Origin of the sequence: Streptomyces sp. NPDC052101 (assembly GCF_040680235.1) — a bacterium.
In the GTDB taxonomy this organism is placed as follows: domain Bacteria; phylum Actinomycetota; class Actinomycetes; order Streptomycetales; family Streptomycetaceae; genus Streptomyces.
In genome coordinates this window covers 1-3566 of record NZ_JBFAWH010000102.1, presented here as the reverse complement: position 1 = coordinate 3566, position 3566 = coordinate 1, and the positions used below count along the sequence as shown (strand labels likewise).

At 69.4% G+C, this 3566-nt stretch carries 4 protein-coding genes; 3 read left to right on the top strand and 1 reads right to left on the bottom strand.

Annotated features, from left to right (window positions below; genetic code table 11):
* Positions 1 to 243 (top strand): adenosylhomocysteinase (locus AB0L75_RS43930; protein WP_365191478.1); only part of this gene is annotated, 243 nt, incomplete at its 5' end.
* A 161-nt stretch (positions 244 to 404) separates the two neighbouring features.
* Positions 405 to 1019: a hypothetical protein gene (locus AB0L75_RS43925; RefSeq protein WP_365191907.1), complete on the top strand. Its 615-nt coding sequence runs from the start codon at positions 405 to 407 to the stop codon at positions 1017 to 1019.
* 92 nt (positions 1020 to 1111) lie between these two features.
* Here AB0L75_RS43925 and AB0L75_RS43920 read toward each other — a convergent pair whose 3' ends face one another.
* Positions 1112 to 2104, bottom strand: a complete 993-nt coding sequence (locus AB0L75_RS43920) for an RDD family protein (protein WP_365191906.1) — start codon at positions 2102 to 2104, stop codon at positions 1112 to 1114.
* Between the two features lie 143 nt (positions 2105 to 2247).
* Here AB0L75_RS43920 and AB0L75_RS43915 point away from each other — a divergent pair, with 143 nt between their 5' ends.
* Positions 2248 to 3255, top strand: a complete 1008-nt coding sequence (locus AB0L75_RS43915; RefSeq protein ID WP_365191905.1) for a stage II sporulation protein M — start codon at positions 2248 to 2250, stop codon at positions 3253 to 3255.
* Positions 3256 to 3566: the final 311 nt, after the last annotated feature.

Sequence of the window (3566 nt, the reverse complement as noted above, 5' to 3'; positions counted from 1 at the left end):
CACCCGTCGTTCGTGATGTCCAACTCCTTCGCGGACCAGACGCTGGCCCAGATCGAGTTGTTCACCAAGCCCGACGCGTACCCGACCGGCGTGTATGTGCTGCCCAAGCACCTGGACGAGAAGGTCGCCCGCCTGCACCTGGACGCGCTCGGCGTCAAGCTGACCGAGCTGCGCCCGGAGCAGGCCGCGTACATCGGCGTCGAGGTCGAAGGCCCGTACAAGTCGGACCACTACCGCTACTGAGTCGGTGACTCCGTAGCCCGCTCACCGGGGAGCACGCCGGTGCACCGCCGCGCTCCCCGGCAGCAGGTCCCCCGAGGCAGGCCCCCGCACCCCCGTGCCGGGGGCCTGCCCCTTTGGCCGGTCCCACCCGGACCGGCAGCCCGTCAAGATCCAGGACCCCCATGCCCCGCGGCCGTTATTCGCTCCACGATCCGCACGATCACACCCCCCTCGGTGAAGAGCACTTCCAGTGCGCGCCCGGCCCTTCCGGCTGGCGCTATGTCTCCCGGCTGACCGGTCCCGCAGGCGATCAGCGGGGTTCGGTCGACCTCGCCCTGGACGACCTCGGCCGCCCCATTCGCCTCGAACTCCACGCGGGTGACTGGCAGGTGCGCGGCGCCGCCCTCGACGGCGTCACCTGGGTCCGCACCGACCCCACCGGAACCCATGCCACCGAAGGCAATGTGCGCGCCCACGCCTTCACCGGCACGTCCCCCGCGTTCCTCGTCGCGACTGCCCGTCTCCTGCGCCTCACCCCCTCGTCCGACGCGACCCGCGTACGCCTGGTCGCCTTCATGGACCCGGTCCTCGCCCCCCGCACCGTGGACCAGTCCTGGGCTCTGGTGAACAGCGAAGCACACGCCACTGACAACGGCCCCCTGACCGTGGACGAATACCAGGTCACAGCCCTCGACACCGGCGAACAGCACACCGTTCACATCGCCGGGGACGTCGTCCTGGCGGCACCCGGAATCGAGCTGGAGGACCTCCAGTCACCGCCGTCGACGTTCGACTGAGCGCCGAAATCACCGAGCGCCGGGACCGACGAAACAGGCGGCACCGGCGAGACTGATGAAACCGCCAGAGCGGGAGCTGAGCAGATGCCGCCCTACGCCGGCGGCGCGAAGCCGGTGGCCGGGCGGTCGGTCGGCGGGTGATCGCGCGCAGGCAGGGCCGATGGCTGGTCGCGCGGTGGTACGGCGGGAGCCGTGAAGGGCACCTGCGGCTGCGGAGCCGGGTCCTGGGATTGGTCGGACTGACCGGGGTGCTGCGGCCAGGCCCCCGCGGAAGCGGAAACGGGCGGCTGATACGCGGTCGGTGTGCCGGGCACGGCCATCGGCGGGGCGAAACCACCGGCGCCGAACGCCCGCCGGGCCTCACGTGACTGCCGCTCGTGCACCACCGCCGCCAGGAAGGCGGCCGGCGGGAGATCCTGCGGTACCGCAGCGCCCGTCCGCGCCGCGAGGTCGGCCGCGAACCGCTGAGCGATCCCCAGCGACACCTGCGGATCGAGCTGCCCCATCCGCGTCAGGTACTGCCGCACCGCGAGCCACAGCCCGTCCGGCACCGCCGACAGGTCCAGCTCGGCGAACCGCCCCGCGAGCCACGGAGGCGGCGGCGGAACGAAGCGGGCCCGGTCGGCCGGGATTCGCTCGCGTACGACCAGGGTGCCCGCGAACACGTCCCCGAGCCGCCGGCCTCGCACCGAGAACAGCGAGGCGATGCAGGCGACCACGCCGAGCGTCAGCAGGATCTCGATCACACCGATCGCCCCTCGCACCAGCGCGTGCCGGAACCGAATCGGCCCACCGTCGTCCCGCACCACCCGGAGCCCGAACGCCAGCTTTCCCAACGAACGCCCGTGGCTGAGCGTCTCCACCGCGATCGGCCCGCCGACGAGCACCAGCAGAAACGTGGCGATCGACAGCGCCACCTGCGCGGCCTCGTCCAAAGAGGCGGTCGACAGCACCACCGCGGTGGTGACGACTATGTACGCGACCATGGTCACCGCGAGGTCGAGCAACACGGCCAGTGCCCTGCTCGGCAACTTCGCCGGCCGCAGTTCGAGTGCCACCGCCTCACCGGTCACCAGCTCACTCACGCCCGCCGTCCTTCCCTGATCTGCCTCCGGAAACGCAAGTCTGCCAAGCTGTGGGCGCATCGCGCCGCAGTACGACAAGCTGACAGCGATCGAGAGCATCCACGACGAGCAGTCGACGACCAGCCGAGGAGCAGGCAGACCCGATGGACCTGGACGTCTTCGTCTCCATACACCGAGCCGAATGGGACCGCCTCGACGCTCTGCTCCGCCGCCGGCGCCGCCTCAACGGAGCAGAGGCCGACGAACTCGTCGCCCTCTACCAGCGCACCGCCACCCACCTCTCCCTCATCCAGTCCAGCGCCCCGGACCCACAGCTGACCGGGCGACTCAGCCAACTGGTGGCACGCGCGCGTAGTGCCGTCACCGGCACCCGCCGCGCCTCATGGCGTGATGTCACTCGCTTCCTGGGCCAGGGCTTCCCGGCCGCCGTCTACCGCGCACGCCACTGGTGGGTACCCACGGCACTGATCTCCACCGCCATCGCGATCCTCCTGGGCTGCTGGATAGGCACCCACCCGGACGTGCAGTCGTCCATCGCGGCTCCCAGCCAGTTGCGTGAGCTGACCCGTCCCGGCGGTGAGTACGAGACGTACTACTCCAGCCATCCCGCGGCGGCCTTCGCCGCGCAGGTGTGGACGAACAACGCCCAGGCCGCCGCGATGTGCCTGGTCCTGGGCATCTTCCTGGGCCTGCCTGTCCTCTGGATCCTCTTTGAGAACATGCTCAATCTGGGCGTCGGCTTCGGCCTGATGTCGTCCGCCGGCCGACTCGACACGTTCCTGGGGCTGGTCCTTCCGCACGGGCTGCTCGAACTGACCGCCGTCTTCGTCGCCGCCGGTACGGGACTGCGCCTGGGCTGGACACTGATCGACCCCGGCCCCCGCACCCGGCGCACCGCTCTCGCGGAGGAGGGACGCGCAGCGGTCGGCATGGCCATCGGCCTCGCCCTGGTCCTCTTCGTCTCCGGTGCCATCGAAGGCTTCGTCACCCCCTCTGGGCTGCCGACCTGGGCCCGCATCGGAATCGGCGTCGTGGCCGAGCTGGCATTCCTGACCTACGTCTTTGTCCTGGGCGGCCGAGCGGTACGCGCAGGTGAGACCGGCGATCTCGAAGCGGCCGACCGCAGCGCCTCGCTGCCCACCGCTGCTTGATGTGCGTTCCACCCCTGTGAGCTGCTAGTCTCCTCTTCGCCCCACAAGAGCCGTTGACACGGATGGCGTGGGGAGGTAGATTCAAACAGTTGCCTAGAAGTGGACAAGTTCACAGGCGGCTGTTAGGCTCTACAAGCTTCCTCGGAAGTCGAGAACGACATCCCAGAGAAGCAACCTCCCGATTACTCAGAAATGAGCGGCCGGTCTGACCGGCCAAGAACTTCTGATAAAGTCGGAACCGCCGGAAAGGAAACCGCGAGAGAAACGCGGGAGCCTGGAAAGCACCGAGGAAATCGGATCGAGAAAAGATC

Bases quoted from the DNA above. Each gene is read 5' to 3' on its own strand.
- AB0L75_RS43925 (WP_365191907.1), top strand. From the start codon at position 405: ATGCCCCGCGGCCGTTATTCGCTCCACGATCCGCACGATCACACCCCC.
- AB0L75_RS43915 (WP_365191905.1), top strand. From the start codon at position 2,248: ATGGACCTGGACGTCTTCGTCTCCATACACCGAGCCGAATGGGACCGC.